Origin of the sequence: Mucilaginibacter sp. RCC_168 (assembly GCF_041355315.1) — a bacterium.
Classification (GTDB): domain Bacteria; phylum Bacteroidota; class Bacteroidia; order Sphingobacteriales; family Sphingobacteriaceae; genus Mucilaginibacter.
The window spans coordinates 97,506-114,068 of the sequence record NZ_JBFUPN010000001.1 but is presented as its reverse complement, the minus strand read 5'-3'; the positions used below and the strand labels follow the sequence as shown (position 1 = coordinate 114,068).

Annotated in this window: 13 protein-coding genes; 7 read left to right on the top strand and 6 right to left on the bottom strand. The window is 43.5% G+C overall.

Annotated features, from left to right (window positions below; all coding sequences use genetic code 11):
- On the top strand, positions 1 to 1,245 hold the full coding sequence (locus AB6735_RS00490; RefSeq protein WP_370993844.1) for an aminotransferase class I/II-fold pyridoxal phosphate-dependent enzyme: 1,245 nt from the start codon (positions 1 to 3) through the stop codon (positions 1,243 to 1,245).
- Positions 1,246 to 1,300: 55 nt separating this feature from the next.
- Here AB6735_RS00490 and AB6735_RS00485 read toward each other — a convergent pair whose 3' ends face one another.
- Positions 1,301 to 2,353 (bottom strand): LacI family DNA-binding transcriptional regulator, encoded by a 1,053-nt coding sequence (locus AB6735_RS00485; RefSeq protein WP_370993843.1) that lies wholly within the window; start codon positions 2,351 to 2,353, stop codon positions 1,301 to 1,303.
- A 173-nt stretch (positions 2,354 to 2,526) separates the two neighbouring features.
- Here AB6735_RS00485 and AB6735_RS00480 point away from each other — a divergent pair, with 173 nt between their 5' ends.
- Positions 2,527 to 3,306 (top strand): heparin lyase I family protein, encoded by a 780-nt coding sequence (locus tag AB6735_RS00480; RefSeq protein WP_370993842.1) that lies wholly within the window; start codon positions 2,527 to 2,529, stop codon positions 3,304 to 3,306.
- 20 nt (positions 3,307 to 3,326) lie between these two features.
- Here AB6735_RS00480 and AB6735_RS00475 read toward each other — a convergent pair whose 3' ends face one another.
- Positions 3,327 to 3,854 carry a hypothetical protein gene (locus AB6735_RS00475; protein ID WP_370993841.1) on the bottom strand — a complete coding sequence of 176 codons (528 nt, stop codon included), beginning with the start codon at positions 3,852 to 3,854 and terminating at the stop codon, positions 3,327 to 3,329.
- 155 nt (positions 3,855 to 4,009) lie between these two features.
- Here AB6735_RS00475 and AB6735_RS00470 point away from each other — a divergent pair, with 155 nt between their 5' ends.
- The 3 genes from AB6735_RS00470 to AB6735_RS00460 all read left to right on the top strand — a co-directional run bounded on the left by AB6735_RS00470 (position 4,010) and on the right by AB6735_RS00460 (position 7,920).
- Positions 4,010 to 5,746, top strand: coding sequence for a phospho-sugar mutase (locus AB6735_RS00470; protein WP_370993840.1), 1,737 nt, complete (start codon positions 4,010 to 4,012; stop codon positions 5,744 to 5,746).
- A gap of 250 nt (positions 5,747 to 5,996) precedes the next feature.
- Positions 5,997 to 7,430, top strand: a complete 1,434-nt coding sequence (locus AB6735_RS00465) for a glycoside hydrolase family 125 protein (RefSeq protein ID WP_370993838.1) — start codon at positions 5,997 to 5,999, stop codon at positions 7,428 to 7,430.
- A gap of 310 nt (positions 7,431 to 7,740) precedes the next feature.
- The gene (locus tag AB6735_RS00460) at positions 7,741 to 7,920 is read left to right on the top strand and encodes a histone H1-like protein (RefSeq protein WP_022830046.1); all 180 of its coding nucleotides are present in this window, start codon (positions 7,741 to 7,743) and stop codon (positions 7,918 to 7,920) included.
- A gap of 77 nt (positions 7,921 to 7,997) precedes the next feature.
- Here AB6735_RS00460 and dapA read toward each other — a convergent pair whose 3' ends face one another.
- From dapA to ligA, 3 genes are all read right to left on the bottom strand, one after another.
- Complete coding sequence (gene dapA, locus AB6735_RS00455) at positions 7,998 to 8,876, bottom strand: 4-hydroxy-tetrahydrodipicolinate synthase (protein ID WP_370993836.1); 879 nt, start codon at positions 8,874 to 8,876, stop codon at positions 7,998 to 8,000.
- Positions 8,877 to 9,029: 153 nt separating this feature from the next.
- Complete coding sequence (locus AB6735_RS00450) at positions 9,030 to 11,486, bottom strand: DUF5686 and carboxypeptidase regulatory-like domain-containing protein (RefSeq protein WP_370993835.1); 2,457 nt, start codon at positions 11,484 to 11,486, stop codon at positions 9,030 to 9,032.
- A 127-nt stretch (positions 11,487 to 11,613) separates the two neighbouring features.
- On the bottom strand, positions 11,614 to 13,629 hold the full coding sequence (ligA, locus tag AB6735_RS00445; protein ID WP_370993833.1) for an NAD-dependent DNA ligase LigA: 2,016 nt from the start codon (positions 13,627 to 13,629) through the stop codon (positions 11,614 to 11,616).
- A 478-nt stretch (positions 13,630 to 14,107) separates the two neighbouring features.
- On the opposite strand from ligA, the gene AB6735_RS00440 reads away from it, so the two are divergent.
- Both AB6735_RS00440 and AB6735_RS00435 read left to right on the top strand, forming a co-directional pair.
- Positions 14,108 to 14,725: a TNT domain-containing protein gene (locus tag AB6735_RS00440; RefSeq protein ID WP_370993831.1), complete on the top strand. Its 618-nt coding sequence runs from the start codon at positions 14,108 to 14,110 to the stop codon at positions 14,723 to 14,725.
- A gap of 8 nt (positions 14,726 to 14,733) precedes the next feature.
- On the top strand, positions 14,734 to 15,093 hold the full coding sequence (locus tag AB6735_RS00435) for a hypothetical protein (RefSeq protein ID WP_370993830.1): 360 nt from the start codon (positions 14,734 to 14,736) through the stop codon (positions 15,091 to 15,093).
- A gap of 477 nt (positions 15,094 to 15,570) precedes the next feature.
- On the opposite strand, the gene AB6735_RS00430 is transcribed toward AB6735_RS00435, so the two are convergent.
- The gene (locus AB6735_RS00430) at positions 15,571 to 16,491 is read right to left on the bottom strand and encodes a DUF6263 family protein (RefSeq protein ID WP_370993828.1); all 921 of its coding nucleotides are present in this window, start codon (positions 16,489 to 16,491) and stop codon (positions 15,571 to 15,573) included.
- Positions 16,492 to 16,563 lie beyond the last annotated feature (72 nt).

Below are 16,563 nucleotides of genomic sequence, written 5' to 3'. Positions count from 1 at the left end.
TTGGATCTATTTGATAAAATAACAAAAAACTCTGGCGGCCCCATCGGTCAGCACCAAAAATGGTCGCACAGTTATTTTACATTTCCTAAGCTGGAAGGAGAGATTGGCCCGCATATGCAATTTAACGGCAAAGAACATTTGATCTGGAGCCTGAACAATTACCTAGGTTTGGCCAATCACCCCGAAGTAAGGGAAGCCGACGCAAAAGCCGCTGCCGATTATGGTATGGCTTACCCTATGGGAGCGCGTATGATGTCTGGTAATTCCATCCATCACGAAGAGCTGGAAAACAACCTGGCATCTTTTGTAGGTAAAGAAGCTGCCTTTTTATTGAACTATGGTTACCAGGGTATGGTATCCATTATAGATGCGCTGGTTGACAGGAACGATGTTATTGTTTATGATGCCGAATCGCACGCTTGTATCATTGACGGTGTGCGCCTGCATATGGGCAAACGTTTTGTTTATCAGCATAACGATGTGGAAAGCTGCGAAAAACAACTGGAACGTGCTACCCGCCTGGCCGAACAAACCGGTGGCGGTATCTTACTGATCACCGAAGGCGTTTTTGGCATGTCGGGCGTTCAGGGCAAGTTGAAAGAAATTATAGAACTTAAAAAGAAATACGATTTTCGTTTATTGGTTGATGACGCGCATGGTTTTGGAACCATGGGTAAAACCGGTGCCGGTACGCACGAAGAACAAGGCTGTATTGATGGTGTTGATGTTTACTTCGCCACTTTTGCCAAATCAATGGCTGGCATTGGCGCTTTTGTAGCTGCCGATGAGCAGATAGTTCATTTCTTGCGTTATAATATGCGGTCACAAACTTTTGCCAAGGCATTGCCAATGCCAATGGTAATAGGCTTAAAAAAGCGCTTTGAACTATTAAAATCAAAACCCGAGTTACGCGAAAAGCTATGGCTCATTGCCTCAACCCTCCAAAAGGGTTTAAAAGAGCGTGGTTTTGACCTGGGCGCCAGCAATACTATGGTTACTCCGGTGTTTTTAAAGGGCGACTTGTATGAGGCTACTGCCCTTACCCGCGACCTGCGCGAAAACTATGGCATCTTCTGCTCTATCGTAATTTACCCGGTGATCCCTAAAGGATTGATCGTGCTGCGTATCATACCAACCGCTGCCCATTCTTTAGAGGATGTACAGCGTACCCTCGACGCCTACAGCGAAATGGCCGAGAAACTAAAATCAGGTTACTACAAGGAGGATAAGCTGGAAATTGCTTAAGTCTTCATGATATAAAATAAAAAAGCCCTGGTTTACCGGGGCTTTTTTCATGAGTTTAAATGTTGTCTTTATCTTTCCAAAGACTGGATTGCCTGATAGCCAAATTCGTTTTTAATATTTCTTTTATATATCCGCTGCCAGGATCAGTAGCCTGTTTTAAGAAAATATCAGCTGCGGCCACGCCAATTTCAAATGCTGGTTGTGCAACAGTTGTTAGGGGAGGATCAATCACTGTAGCGGTAGGATCGTCGTTAAAACCAACAACCGCGATATCACGAGGTATTTTTATTCCCTTTTGCTTTAAGGTAAGCATCACACCGATAGCCACCGGATCACAAACCGCAAATATGGCATCGATGGAAACCTGGTCAGTGAACATTTTTTCCGTCGTGGCTATTCCCTGGGTTCTTTCAAAACCACATTCATAGATCAACTCGTTATTTATGGGGATATGATGCTTTTTCAAAGCGTCTTTGTATCCCTGTAATCGGTTTTGTGCCAGTGCAATATTTAATGGCCCGGTAAAGTGAGCTATCCTTTTGCAACCCTGCTCAATCAAGTGCTCTACTATTTTAAAAGCACCCTCATAATCATCAACCGATACGCTGTTGCTTTGAATACCGGCGGGCAATCGATCGAAGAAAATCAGGGGAATATCCTTGTTCAAAAACGACTGAAAATGATCCATGTTGACGGTTTCTTTTGAAACGGACACGATCAGTCCATCTACTTTGGCCGATAATAATGTTTTGGATACGATCACCTCTCTTTCATATAACTCGTGCGATTGGCAAATGATCACTTTATAACCTGCTTTATAGGCCACATCCTCAATCCCGGCTATTACCGTCGAAAAAAAGTAATGCGATAAGATAGGGACGATTACCCCTATGGTTTTGGTTGATTTTTTAAATAAGCTGGCAGCAATGGCATTGGGCTGGTAATTATATTTTTCGGCCAGTTCCTGTACAGCTTTCTTAGTAGCCGCACCAATGGAGTGATGGTTCTGCAGCGCCCGTGATACCGTACTTTTAGAAACGTTTAATTCGTTTGCTATGTCAATTAAAGTAATTTCCTTATTTAATTTATAACGATCCTCTATGCTCATGCTTACTTTGTACGTGTATTCCGGAAAATCATCTAATTTATCATTATTCCCGCTATAAGTAATCTTTCTGACACACAATAAATTGTAATAAAAATTCTTTTGTGAATTAATTTTATATATTTACACAACCGGTTGCGTAAATATATTATAAACCATCTATAAACTAAAGAAGAATGAGAAAAATTCAACTAATGGCAACTGCCTTGGGGGCAGGTTGCGTGCTACTGCTATCTCAATGCACCAAAGATGTAAAAACCAATTCCACAGGTAATGGAGATGTTGCTGCACAAACCAATGGAAAATTGTCCACCATGTCGCTGTTATTTAACGGTGATGCATCTCTCGGCTCAAGCAATGTATGGAAGGACGTGAATATTGAGGGCTCAGGTGCCATGACAACCGTGAATGATGAAACCAACACCCTTTGCTGGCAATTTACCAAACCGGCAGGCAGTCACCGTACCGAAGGTCATGGTGCCAAAAACTACCAGGCACAAATTGGCTCCGAGTTTTACATCGGCTGGACAGACAAACTGTATATGCCTGCCTCGTTAAAAACGGATGCTGTATTCCAGTGGAAATCATATCCTACCAGTACTACAGCTAATCATCCTTTAATGCTGCGCACCAATAATGGGAATCTGGAGCTGCAATACTTTGATATTAATCACGTGGCCAGCGTTCCCTGGTCAATCCCCCTTGCTGTAAGTACCTGGCAATCCTTTGTCTTACGCATAAAGTCATCAGATAGCGCCACCGATGGCTATATTGAACTATGGTATAACGGGGTAAAACAAACGTTTACTAATAGTAGTCAGCGTTACTACTGCCGTACCTTCGACAGCGACTACTGCGATCCAAAATGGGGTGTATATGGCGGCGATGCTTCACAAGCAACCCATATTGTTAAAAAGATACGGATTGGTACAAGTTATGCAGATGTAGCTCCATAACCACAAAAAGAAGCCCTGGTTTAGCGGGGCTTCTTTTTGTGGTTATCCGTATCCCGAATGATATTTGGCCCTGGAGTCAGCTTATAATCCACCTCAAGCGTTTTCTCTATGATCCAATGATCATTTTTATATGATAGATAAAACTCGGCTTGTGATCCAACGCCTGTCATCAGTATTTTTGCGTATGCCTTATTATCACCAACAGTTATACTGTCTGCTTTTAACATATAGGGCATTTCAACATTTGAGAAGGTATCATATTCATAGGCTTTATCCATCAGGCTATCAGGTACAAACTTATAGGTGATGGGGTATTTGCCCCAGTTGAATTTTTGATCTCCATTAAAATATTTTGATTTGTTTAATACTACTTTAGTAATATGATATGGATATGTCGGACTCATATTGACTAAGTATTCTCTATACAACGAATCGATACAAGTTTGAATAATTGCCGTATTAACCGATTTGCCATTTATTGCGGATGGTGTGTTTGGGTCGATACAGGAAGATTGTAATATCAGCAACAAGAGTGAAAATTTCTTCATGCAGGTAGTAGTGTAGGCTTAATGTTTAAATATAATTGTTTTACAACAACAAAAATCAAAGCAAAATATTTTATTGTTCAATTGCACGCACACATTTTATTACCATATTTGTTATGAAACTGATTTTAACAAATTATCCATTAATATAGGTACACATGCAAGAATTAGACCCCTCCGTACTACAAAAAGTAAATACATGGCTTCAAGGCAGCTACGATGCTGATGTTAAACAACAGATACAAAAATTACTGGATGATAAGGCATATACAGAATTAACAGATTCATTTTATAAAGACCTGGAATTCGGAACAGGTGGTCTTCGCGGTATTATGGGCCCGGGCTCAAACCGTGTTAATAAGTACACCATCGGTACTGCCACTCAGGGACTGGCCAACTATCTTAAAAAAACTTATCCTGGCGAAAAAATTAAAGTAGCCATCGCGCATGATAGTCGTAACAATGCCGATCTTTTGGCTTCTACTACAGCCGAGGTTTTTTCGGCAAATGGTATCCACGTATATTATTTTGAAGCCTTACGCCCAACGCCTGAGCTTTCCTTCGCGGTACGCCACCTGGGTTGCAAAAGTGGAGTAATGCTTACCGCGTCGCACAATCCAAAAGAATACAATGGTTATAAAGCTTACGGTGATGACGGCGGACAGTTGGTTGCCCCACATGATAAAGCCGTAATGGACGAAGTAGCAGCTATAAAAAGTATTGATGAGGTTAAATTTAACCGCGTTGAAGAAAATATAGAAACAATAGGTAAGGATATAGATGATCTGTACCTGGCCGAAATTGTGAAGCTTTCTGTATCGCCAGAAGCCATTAAAAGACAAAAGGATCTTAAAATTGTATACTCGCCAATCCATGGTACGGGTATCACATTGACACCTAAAGCATTACAGCTTTTTGGTTTTGAAAATGTGATACTGGTTGATGAACAAACCACGCCAGATGGTAATTTCCCAACCGTAGTATATCCAAATCCTGAAGAAAAGGAAGCATTAACACTGGCGCTGAAAAAGGCCCAGGAAACCGATGCCGACCTGGTACTGGCAACCGATCCGGATGCTGACCGTGTAGGTATCGCCGTAAAAAATGATCAGAACGAATTTATACTGCTTAACGGTAACCAAACCGGCAGTTTGCTCATCAATTACTTGCTGACCGCATGGCAGGATAAAGGCAAGCTTACCGGCAAGGAGTACATCGTTAAAACCATTGTAACCTCCAACCTGATTGAGGCGATTGCCAAAGCCAAAAATGTGACCTATTATAATACACTTACAGGGTTTAAATATATTGGCGAGCTGATGACCAAATTACAAGGCAAGGAAACCTTTATTGGTGGCGGCGAAGAAAGCTATGGCTACCTGATAGGGGAGCTGGTACGTGATAAGGATGCCATTGTATCCAGCGCGTTTATTGCCGAAATGACCGCCTTTTATAAAGATCAGGGAAGCAGTTTGTTTGAAGCTCTTATTGATACCTATATCCAGTATGGTTTCTATAAAGAAAAACTGATCTCGATCACCAAAAAAGGTAAAACCGGTGCCGAAGAAATTGTGGCGATGATGGATAAATTCAGGAACAATCCGCCGGCTACCTTAGGCGGATCAAAGGTGATCACCCTGAAAGATTATGAAAAAGGCATAGAAACTGATTTGAACAGCAATACCACCAAAGCGCTGGAATTGCCAAAATCAGATGTATTGCAATTCATCACCGAAGACGGAAGCATTATATCTGCCCGTCCATCAGGTACCGAACCTAAGATCAAGTTCTATTGCAGCGTAAATGGAAAGCTGGCCAGCAAAGCTGCTTACCATGAAACCGACCAGCAACTGGAAGCAAAGATCGATACCATTATGAAAGATCTGGGAGTTTAATCCTGGTAAAAACATATGAAACAACAAAGGCGCCGACAGGCGCCTTTGTTGTTTCTATCAAACGCGTCATTGCGAGCGATAGCGTGGCAATCCCTAAAATACAGAGCGGCTCTGCTTATCGGGGATTGCCACGCTATCGCTCACAATGACGTAGAGGGGGATGTTGCTAAAACCTTTTAAAATAAAATCCCAATGTCTTTCGGATAACCAAAGGCTTTTATATTTTTACGGCTACCATTAAAAAATCTTTATGCTCACCAGAAGACATTTTATCAAACTGAACGGCGTAGCCGCCGCGGGTATTACCCTGGGTGTTACACCTTCATTATTTGCCAGCACTTTGCCCGCGTTTGAAAGTAAACGCCCTAAACTGGCCGATCGTAAATTTACCAGTAAGGCGGTTGAGGCCCTTATTCAAAAGGTGAAAAAAGATATTAAAGATCCCGAACTGGCCTGGCTGTTTGAAAACTGCTATCCCAATACCCTGGATACTACCGTAAACTATTCCGAAGCCGGTGGTAAGTCCGATACCTTTGTAATTACCGGCGATATTAACGCCATGTGGATGCGCGATTCATCCGCACAGGTTTGGCCATATTTGCCACTGATCAAGACCGACACAGCGCTTAAAAAGCTGATACAGGGCGTATTGAGCCGTCAGGCTAAGTGTGTGCAGATAGATCCCTATGCCAATGCCTTTAACCAGGGGCCAACCGGCAGCGAGTGGGATACCGACAATACCGATATGAAGCCGGAACTGCACGAGCGCAAATGGGAGATCGACTCCCTTTGTTACCCGGTACGATTGGCTTATAATTACTGGAAGATCAGCGGCGACAGCAGCTTTTTTGATGAAAGCTGGCAAAAAGCCGGTAAGATCATCCTGAAAACCTTTAAGGAGCAGCAGCGTAAGGAAGGTAAAGGTCCTTATCATTTCCAACGAAAAACCGAAGTTGCCAGCGATACCGCGCCTAACAGGGGTTATGGTAACCCGGTTAAACCTGTAGGGTTGATCTGTTCTATCTTCCGCCCATCTGATGATGCCACCATTTATCCATTTCTGATACCGTCAAATTATTTCGCTGTTACCAGTTTAAACCAAATGGCCGAAATGTATGCCACCATCGGTAACGACAGCGGAACATCTGCCGCCTGCCGTGCCCTTGCTGCCGAAGTTGAAGTTGCACTTAAAAAATACGCTGTAGCCCAGCATCCGGAGTATGGTAAAATATTAGCCTTTGAGGTTGATGGTTACGGTAATCAGTTATTTATGGACGATTCCAACGTGCCCAGTTTACTGGCATTGCCTTACCTGGATTCTTTGCCGGTTACCGACCTGCTGTACCAAAATACCCGTAAGTTTGTGTTAAGCCAAAACAATCCTTACTTCTTTAAAGGCAAAGTAGCAGAAGGCATTGGCGGTCCGCACGTTGGGATAGGTTATATATGGCCTATGGCTATTATTATGCGTGGCTTAACCTCTACCCATAAAGATGAGATCACCGAATGTTTGCGGTTATTAAAGACGACGCATGCAGGCACGGGCTTTATGCATGAGTCGTTCAATAAGGATAATGCCGATGATTTTACCCGTAAATGGTTTGCCTGGGCTAACACTTTATTTGGAGAATTGATCATCAAAACACACCAGCATTATCCGGATATATTGCAGAAAATCATTTAATACGATTTTTAATATATGATTTGTATTTAAATACGAATTTTTTCAACTAAAATCATATAAAATATTATTATATAAAATAATTTTTTGTATTAAATATTTATATTGAAATTATTATCGAAAATATTTTATTATCTTTTGTTTTTAATATAATAAATGTTCACTTAAATATCCATTAATCCTTTAAAATGTGGAAAAAAACCACTTTTAAGGCAGTATTTTTTTGCTTTAAAAGTTTTTAATTAAAAAAAAACATTATAGATTAGCTTTAGTTAAAACAATAAACCTCAATAATTTTAAAAGGAGTAATTAAATGAAAAAATTTACTGAAGTAAAAGAGCTTGTAGCTTCATTGGAGGCCGACGCCGACAAATTCTACAACAAAGGAAACAGCGCTGCCGGAACACGTGTTCGTAAAGGCATGCAAGATCTTAAAAACCTGGCACAGGCTATCCGTCTGGAAGTACAGGAAGCTAAAAATAAAGAAGCTTAGTAGGATTTTTCTTATTCCAATAAAAAACCCGGTTATATGATAACCGGGCTTTTTTGTTGAAGATTATTTGCTTGTTTTCAGGAAAGCTTGTCTGTTTCCAGTTTAATGGCGTCGGCTATCTTGCTGCTTACCGGTACCAATGGCAGGCGCAAATGCTCGTCACAAACGCCCAGATGTTTCAGGGCGTTTTTGGCACCTGCGGGATTACCTTCCACAAACATTAAGCGGGTAAACTCAACCAGGCTGGCGTTTATTTTTTGCGCAGCTTTGTAATCGTTATTAAGCAATAAACTGATCATGGCCGACAGTGGTTTAGGCAAAGCATTACCAATAACCGATATCACACCAACGGCACCCATCGCCATCATAGGCAGCGTAACCGGATCGTCGCCTGATATTACTAAAAACTCCTCCGGCTTATCGCGCATCAGATGGTTAAACAGGTCGAAATTACCCGAAGCCTCTTTGATGCCGATGATGTTTTTAAAATCGCGGGCCAGGCGTACGGTTGTTTCGGCTGCTATAGTGCTGCCGGTACGGCTGGGTACATTATATAAAATTACCGGCAGTGGCGCAACCTGTGCTATCGCTTTGTAGTGCTGATAGATACCCTCCTGGGTAGGTTTGTTATAGTGCGGACTTGATGATAATATGGCATCGTAACCGGTAACATCAAATTCTTTGACTTGCTCAACTACCTCATGAGTATTATTACCGCCTATACCGGCAACCAGATTTACGCGCTTCTTGACAACCTCCGCTGTAAATGCCCAAACCTGCTTTCGCTCGTCGGCATTCAATGTGGCGCTTTCGCCGGTTGTACCTAATGATACCAGGTATTGCACCCCGCCATCAATCAAATGTTCAATAAGGTTTCTTAAACCCTCGTAGTCAACTTGACCATCCGCCTGAAAAGGGGTCACCATGGCTACCCCTGTTCCGTAAAATATATTCATGAGTAAAATTAAAGGACGCTAATATAGCGTTTTAGTATCAAGTAGCTAGTATCAAGTATCAAGATACTCTGACCGGCTTTAGCATTTTGATATAAGGTTAGCACCTCTCTGCTTTATATTAAAGTCTTGATACTTGATACTAGCTACTTGATACTAAAAAGAAACCCCCAGCCTGATAGCCGAATTGGTGTTGCTGCCGCTGTTGAATGATTTGCCATACATCAGCCTGATATTTAGATATTGCAGACCGAAACCAAGCTCGGTATAATTTTTAAGCGTAGGGGTGTACAGGTAATTTACATCCACAATTTCCTGCAGCTTCAATTTGCGGATGAGGGGGATCTTGTTGGTGATAAAGCCCATGAAATTGTGCTCCAGGTGACCTTCAGCATATTTATCGGGTGTGCTGAAGTTGTAATAATCCAGCAGCAGGAACCGGTTGATGCCGGGAGTGTAGGCCAATAACTGGTTGCCGTCAAAGTGTTTATAATCAGGGAAGTATAGTTTGTTGGCATTCAGGAATTTACCTGCGCCTATAAAAAAGGAGGTTTTACCATAGAAACCCATATCGATGTTTGATTTGGATATGTCGGCGCTTAACAGGTCATAATCTACATCAGATCCCAGTACATTTTTTATGCCTTTGGTGTAGTTTATACCGATAGTAGGGTATTTTGATGGTAGATACCGCCGGCCCGATGGATAGGTTTCATACTGATCGCTAAAATTATAGCTGGTGCGTAATGCTATTTTGAACGATTGATTTTCCGGGAACAGCGGAATATCCAGTGCCGGGTTCAAAGGATTGTTGGAGGTGAACTGATGGTTTTGCGGACTAAAGAAACTATACGTAGTACTGTTGGCCAGTGATTTGCGATTGGCCCACTCTGCCGTGGCGCTCGCCAGCCATCCGCCCACAACGCGACCGGACAGTGAAGCCGATACAAATTGTTTTTGATACAGCTTCTGATAGTTTTGCCGCTCAAACAAAGTATACAGCGAATTAACAAGGGTAGATACCGGCTGCTGATTGTTCAGGTCGGTAATGTCAGATCCGCCGCGGATACCAAGGGTAAACCGCTGGCCTACAGGCATGGCTGCTCCCACAGTGCCATTGAGCAGATGATTCGAAAAACCGTAACGGATATGACTATCCAATAGCAGCGAACGGTTATTAAGTGTGTCGATTACTTTGGTATATGACACGCCGTAGTTGATAGCGAGACCTTCTACCGTATTATAAAGCGCCGAACCTAATAGGCCATCATAATGGAAATTCTCCTTTTTATACCGGTTTCGGACATCCACGCCGGTGAGCAATATCCCCAGGGGTTTTACCTCATTATTGGCCTTATCCAACGAATCGAGGTATTGTTTCGACTCGCGTTTGCGGGCCAGTTTATCCTTATTGATATAGTCGGTCTTTTCTTCGTTGGTTAGGGGGATAGGGCGCTGCTCATTCCAATAGGTCGAATCTTTGTTGGTGCCTTTGTCTATCCGCAAAACTTCGGCGAAATTGGTTTTGGCAAAGCTGGGCTCCAGGTCGTAATTTTTATATATCGAAATATAATAACCGCCAACTTTAAAGCCCAGTAAACCTCCTGTAAATTCAAATTTAATACTGGCTGGCATCCAGGCGGTATTGTTGTTCACAGGGTAAAATTGCTGGTTTACTTTAAGGGTATCAACCAGGTTGATGTTGGCCTTTTTGGTAATGAACAATTGCAGGGCCGATAAGCGCCAGCTATCATCCAGTATATAAATGTAGCCCTCAAAGCAAGGGTCATGCGCGCGTTTGGGCGTTACCTGGATCTTGTTGATGGTTTCGCCGTTCTCAACAGAAATACCCATCCATTTGTAGTTGTAATAGAACAGGGCATTATCGGCAATGGGCGATACCAGCGGGCGGTTGCTCAAGCCATCCCAGGTTTCAAAATTCTCATAAAAATTAACCGCCATATCCGATGCACGGTTAAAGCTGAACGCCCGGTTTTGTCCCGATACTTTGGAGGATACCTGCACCTCATGTACCTTGTTGGGACGCATAAAACTATATTTTGATTCCGATTCTGACAGATAAACAATGCCTGTACGGTTGGAGTCGAGACCAGCCTCGTTAGTAGCTTTCTGCACATCAAAACCCAGGAACTTTTTGGGCGCGGCCAATAACTTTTGCAAACCTTTAATATAAATATCGCAGGTGTAAGCATTAACTTCTGTCAAATAAGTTTTACGTTTTTTGATGGCCTTGCGGATGATGGCATAAGCAGGGTCTTCGCCGCCAGCATGTATAGAGATAGCTTTAAGCTGATAGGTTTCGGTTTGGAGCGAGATATTGATCACCTGGTTACCACTAAGACCCACCTGCCGGCTTTGCTGACCATAGCCTACTGCTTTATATTGCAGCTCGTAGTTACCGGCGCTTAATTGCAGCTGATACACCCCTTCGCTATTGGCCGAAGTGCCCTTGGATGTATTTTTAACATAGATGGATGCGAAGGGAACGGGTTTGTTTTGCTCGTCGGTTATTTTGCCGCTGATGGTAAATTGCTGGGCAAATAGAGGTGCGCCCCATGATAAAAACAGGGCAAATAGTAAGGCATGTTTCATTTAGCAGGTAGTTTGTACTAAGATGAAACTTAATTACTAAATGTTACAACACAGTTTTGTTAAATAATGTGAAATTGATTAAAAATAGAAATGCCGGTGTTTTAACCGGCAATCTCAAATCTCATATCTAACCAATCATCGACAGTAACTCCTCATCACCGATGATAGGGATATTTAGCTTTTGCGCCTTCTCCAGCTTTGCGGGGCCCATGTTATCACCGGCAACTACGTAGCTGAGCTTGGCCGATATGCTGCTCAGTATTTTACCGCCGTTTTGCTCTATCAGATCCTTCAGCTCATCGCGCGAATATTTTTCGAATACACCGGATATGATAAAGCTTTGCCCGCTTAATTTTTCACTGGCCAGTTTTACTTCTTTAATGTCGGCAACAAATTGCAGACCCAGCGCTTTTAATTTTTCAATTTCTTCCCGGTGTTTTTCATCCGCGAAATAATCAATCAGGCTTTGGGCTATGCGCTCGCCAATTTCATCGGCGGTAACCAGTTCTTCCTGGGTGGCGGCCATCAGTCCGTCGATAGATTTAAAATGGACGGCCAGTTTTTTAGCAACGGTTTCGCCAATGTAACGGATCCCCAGGCCAAACAGCACTTTTTCAAAAGGCATTTGTTTCGACTTCTCGATACCTTCCAGCATGTTGGTGATGGATTTGTCGCCAAAGCGGTCCATCTGTTTTAATTCATCTGCATGCTCATGCAGCTTATAAATATCGCTGATATGGCTGATGAACCCGCGCGAATACAGGGTTTCGATGGTCTCATCACCCAGGCCGTCAATATCCATAGCCTTGCGACCGATAAAGTGCTGCATTTTACCCACAATTTGCGGAGGGCAGCCTTCATCATTGGGGCAGTAAAAAGCAGCTTCGCCTTCTTTGCGTTCCAGCGGGGTATTGCAGGCCGGGCAGGTGGTGCGGTATACTACGGGCACAGCGTTCTGCGCCCTTTTTTCGGGATTTACGCTGATGATCTTCGGGATGATCTCTCCGCCTTTTTCCACAAAAACGGTATCTCCTTCGTGCAGGTCCAAACGGATGATCTCGTTGGCGTTGTGCAGTGTGGCGCGTTTAACCGTGGTGCCGGCCAGCAATACCGGCTTTAAATTGGCTACCGGTGTAACAGCGCCCGTACGGCCAACCTGGTAACTTACGCTCAGCAGTTCGGTTTCCACCCGTTCGGCTTTAAATTTATAGGCTATGGCCCAGCGCGGCGATTTGGCCGTAAAGCCCAACTCCTGTTGCTGGGAATAATTATTTACCTTGATCACTATACCATCGGTATCATAGCTCAGGCCAAACCGGTCCTTATCCCATTTGGCTATAAATTCAAATACTTCGTCAATATTACTACAAAGGCGGCTATGTTCGTTGGTATGAAAACCCCAGCTTTTAACAGCCTGCAAGCTTTCCCAGTGAGTTTTAAACACGGGTTTTTCGGTATACAGAAAATACAGGAAACAATCCAGCGGACGTTTAGCTACCTCGGCCGAATCCTGCATTTTAACGGTGCCCGAGGCAAAGTTGCGGGGGTTAGCATATGCAACCTCTCCGTTCTCTAAGCGTTCGTTATTGAGGCGTTCAAAGGCTTTGCGGTGCATAAAAACCTCGCCGCGTATATCAAAGTAGCTGGGATATCCGGCACCTTCATGCAGACGTTTGGGTATGGTGTTAATGGTGCGTATGTTGGCAGTTACTTCATCGCCCTGCACGCCGTCGCCTCGGGTAACGGCACGTACCAGCTTGCCGTCTTCATAAGTTAAACTCATAGACAGGCCATCAAATTTCAGCTCGCATACATACTCAAAGTTATCGCCAATGGCCTTGCGGATGCGCTGATCAAAATCAAGCAATTCCTGTTCATTGTAGGTATTGCCTAATGACAGCATGGGCCAGCGGTGCCTGTAAGTCACAAACTCCTTGGTAATATCGCCGCCAACTTTTTGCGTCGGCGAATCCGGATCGGCAAACTCCGGAAATTCTTTTTCCAGCTTATTGAGCTGTTCTAATTTCTTATCAAAATCAAAATCGGCAATGGTAGGCATGGCCAGCACATAGTAGTTGTAGTTGTGCTGTTTTAATTCGGTTGTTAAGGCCTTGATCTGGTTTTTGGCTTCCGCTGGTGACATAGATGCGAAGTTAAGAAATTACTTTATTCCATAGTTTACAAACTATAAAACTGGATGTAATTCAAATTGTCGGGCGGCAGTCGACTCACCCTGTCATCGCTGCGCTCGACATCCCTCTCTTCGCCTGCGGCGGAAAGAGGGGGCAACAAAATATCAAAAAGTAACGTCATTGCGAGGTACGAAGCAATCTCTATGCTATACTGAGTGGCTCTGCAAATCGGGGATTGCTTCGTACCTCGCAATGACGTATGGGTAAGTAACCCTCTTTGCCGCAAAGCGGTAGAGAGGGTCGTCCAGCGTAGCGCAGACGGGGTGAGTCCACCGCGCGACAATATTACTTACAAACTATAAACGCTGTTTTGGCCAAATATAAAAATGAATAAAAAGTTCAATTGTTGCTTAATAATAAATATTTAGTTTCGTTTTGTGTAATATTTATTAAATATTTAATTATTAGTCAACTTAAACCAAAACAAAAATGAAACAAATTAGACTACTGCTGCTCGCAGTTTTGCTGATACCTTTCTTTGCACAGGCACAGGTATCCAAAAAACATCACCCGCATCATGCTAAAGGTCACCAAAACAATGGCCTGGTAAGGGGCATTGCCTATGCCGACTTTGTAAAATCGGTATCGGACTTTGCTGATAGTACCAAGAAACCTTTGGCCGATACTGCCTGGAGACTTTGGAAACAAGAAAAATGGGCCCAACTGGAACAGTTTTTTACCGCTAACAACCTGAACGGCGGCTGGCCGCCAAACCGTGGCGCAGTAGATTTGAAGATAGTAACCTTGCCCGCTGGTATAGAAATTGACCGTTACGGCGGTTATTTTGATGCCGACAGCGTATTCCAGGACCGTGGTACATTTGTATCCAAAACCGGTGTGCCTTTTCCGCAGCGCGCTTTACCCGATAAAACACTAAATTCGCCTTACCGTGTTTATAAGATCCTGAAACCTATACCCAATGTAAGGCGGGGCACCATTATTCCCTGGTTTGGTAAACCCGGTTTAGGTATCCAATACGAAACGCCGTATATTATTAATGACCTTAAAAAAGAAGGTTATATAGCAGAGGAGAAAAAAACTAAATAACATCAACCATGATCACAAAACAGGAGAAGATAGGATCACTGATCTTTGACGGAGCTGAGCAGGACGTTATATCCCGCTCCTTTAAACCGAACATTAAAACAGACTTTGAAGGCGCTATTGCATTTGATGAAGCTGTTAAACATGATTTTGAGGATCTGCGCGGCGTTATTGGCGATGATGATTTTGAATCTATCGTAAAAACCGGAGGGTTTACACCCGATAGTGGCTTTTTGCATCAATATCGCGGCAGCGATAACCTGAAACTATATTTTTACAAAACAGGTAAAACGATAGTTGTTTTTGCCTACGGCGAATTTCAGCCAACACGGTATAAGCTGTATCTGGAAGGCGTGTGGGTAGTTAAATAGGTATCTCGTGACCCAAGAAAAAACGGCCTGTCATCCTGAGCTTGTCGAAGGATCGTGCGTAGAGGCCTGCCCACCATGCTTCGACGGGCTCAGCATGACAGCCTCCGCTGCTGCAGGCTTCCAGTCCGTGGTATGCACGCTTCAGCTTTCAGCTGAACTAAAGCCGGAGGCTTTAAACATGTTGCCCACGAGATACGCTACGCTAATCTCGCGGGAGCAAGAGAATCGACTCACCCTGTCATCGCTTCGCTCGACATCCCTCTCTCCGGCTTCGCCGCATAGAGGGAGATTGAAGGGCTTAGTACTTGTTTGTCATACTGAGTTACCCTCTTTGCCGCAAAGCGGCAGAGAGGGTCGTCCAGCGAAGCGCAGACGGGGTGAGTCTTAGCCCGCGTTTTAATTCACCATGCATTGGTCGCCTAGACCCACTATGTTTCGACTAGATCAGCATGACATCCATTTATAAAGAAAAGCTTATTACTTATCCGTAGTTACCGATTCATTCACCACACTCATCGGGAAACTAACACCCCCGGGCACTTTTGGATTATCTTTAATATCCACCGTACCGCTGATCACTTGTTTGCTTTTGGATTCGCTGATCCAGCCGGTAACTTTATCAGCCTTAATGTCCGCGGTCATGGTGCCGGTCATGTTATATTTCATGGGCATATTGCTCACCTGCTTAAAGTCGGCAGAGGCGTCGGTGGCCAGTGTACCTTCGCCATGGATCACATAGCTGGTGGGGCTGATATCGGTTAACTGGTAAACGGTACTTGTTTTTGCCGACATGGCGCTTTCCAGACTGGTGTTGATTGTCCACTTGTCGTTTTTGGACACCGGTGTTTCCGGGAAAACCGCCGTGGCCAGTTCAATGCTCCCTTTGATAGCTTTGGCGCCAAACGACTGCAGGAACTGGTTTTTGATCTGATCTTTCTGTGGTCCCTGTACCTGCGGAAAACTATCCAGTACCGACGAGATCATGTTCTCTACATTCTCCACCGATTTAACTCTGCCGCTTTTGGTAAATGTAGCTGTAAAGGGTTTGTTTACCAGGCCGGCCAGAATCCCCGACATAAAATCGTTCGGGTCCTTCTTTTGCGAATCATAGCTTACCGGGCCGTTGGGGAGCTGCATTTTTAAGCCCAGGCTTTTATAATTAACCTCCATATAGTACAGGGAATCATTGCCATTTAATACCTTAAACGAGGTGCTGCCTGTAATGGTGATCTCAATATTATTCTCCTGCCCGTTAATGGTTTGCTTGATGGCCGATGTGGTATGGGTAACCATATTATAGGTATTACCCTTAACCAGGTGCAGGGCAAGTTTTAATTTTTGCGCTTGTGACGACAGGCTGATGCTGGCGATGAAAAGCAGACTAAAAAGATATTTCATAGTGTATTTATTGCAGGTTAAAGTTATTACAAAAATCTGCATCAAAAAATGCAGCAAAACATAACAATTATT